Origin of the sequence: Paucisalibacillus globulus DSM 18846 (genome assembly GCF_000482485.1) — a bacterium.
Lineage (GTDB): Bacteria > Bacillota > Bacilli > Bacillales > Amphibacillaceae > Ornithinibacillus > Ornithinibacillus globulus.
In genome coordinates, this window is the sequence record NZ_AXVK01000048.1 from 1 (window position 1) to 1,765 (window position 1,765).

Below are 1,765 nucleotides of genomic sequence, written 5' to 3' on the forward strand. Positions count from 1 at the left end.
GAGCTATCCTTGTTAGGACCGGAGCTATCCTTGTTAGGACCGGAGTTTGGTTCGTTCACTCCGTCATTTTCCGCTAAGGTATAAAAAGCACCTCCTCTGGTACCATTTTGAATAATTAAATCATTTTGTAATAAGTATTTTAATTCCTTTGTTGCGGTCACACTGTCCGTGCTATTTAATTCCTGGTACTCCCGATTGGTAATTCTTTTATTATTTCGTATATAAACAAGTGCTGAAACTTGGCGATCATTCATTGAGATATCGGTATAGGAGTTTAACCATGAAATAGCTTCTTCATCAATAAAGTTATGGTTTCTAAATGTAACAACAAAACTATTTCGCGTTTCCCTAAACTGTGGCGGTTCAAGGTGAGCTGTTTTCATTGTATGAATCATGGTATCAATTCCCGAACCACGGTTTTCAACTATTTTAAGGTCCTCTAACAAGGTAATAATTACACTGTTTCTGGCTTTTGTACTGGAAATTAAATTATTAATAGTTACATCACCATACAAAGTTCCAGGACTTTCGATTTCGATTCTGTTAGGAAACATTCGTACCTGTATGTAATTTGATTGCATTAACTCACTATAATCCCGATGGATTATTGCATTTCTCACAGCTTCTCTAATTGCATCTTCTGGATACTCCCAAATGTCCAGGCGACTTAAGCCTTGAATAATGGTTTTTTGCTTCATATTACGCAAAATGAGGGTTTCCACTTCATCAATTATTTCAGGAATACTACCTTCAATTTTCTTGTTATCTAAAAAACGTTCACCTCTTGGTCCAAGTATTCCCATTTCATTATGAGGTAAGACCAAAAAAGTTACCCCTAGGGATGGAAGGTGTTGTTGTGGATACAATCCAAAGACAAGAAGTCCTGCTAAAGTTGGGATAAGGCTTTCCCCACTAAACCCGGCAAGATTTAACTTTCTTAGCTTTTCTTCATATGGTATTTCTTTAATTAGTCTATATAGCTTCGGCTTTGATATCTTGATATTTTCAATTAATTTTTTAATAGCTTCATGATCAAGATCCTCCAGTGAGGCATCTAACACCAAAGATTTATCTTCTTTTGCTTGTCCACGGGATACGACTAAATTGTAGATTTCATAATCATTCATTAATTCATCCGAGTCCCCAACTCGAATATATGAACCTTTTCGCATACCTTTTGTTTTTATAAAGCAGGGCTTTAAATCAGCTGAACACTCTGGAATAATTACAGCAAGGATATATTTGTCCTCTATCTCTAAAGGGACAAATTCCACCCTAACCTCAGGTTCCATTTCCTTTGTTTGATTCATAATTTGTTTTTGAAGGTCTTCTATGTCATATACGCCAACTATGTTGTACTCTTCATTTTCATCAATCCCAAAGAAGATGATTCCGCCGTCAGTTTTATTACTGAAGGACGACAACGTATCACGTACTTTTGGTGCCCCCTTTTGACCTGTTTTTAGTTCAACATGATCAAATTCGCTTTTAAATGACTGTATATCCTTAATCAAATCCAATAGTTCTTCTTTATCCAATTTATACACCTCATTTCGATTTATACAAAGGTGCTTAACGTCCGTTCGCCTTAGTAATATTAATTCTACACTAACCTTAAAAAACCTTTTAATCAATCAAGAAATAACTCAGTTCAAAGTGAACTGAGTTATTATATATACAAATTCAATATTTTCCCTAATATTTACCTCTTAAACACCCGATCCCCATCATACGAATAAACCGTCAACTTATCATCCACATACGT

1 protein-coding gene is annotated in these 1,765 nt (G+C 35.3%); it reads right to left on the bottom strand.

Annotation, left to right across the window (positions count from 1 at the left end):
- On the bottom strand, nt 1-1,538 hold a 1,538-nt coding region (locus tag K332_RS22485), incomplete at its 3' end, for an ATP-binding protein (protein ID WP_051359449.1).
- Between the last annotated feature and the right edge of the window lie 227 nt (nt 1,539-1,765).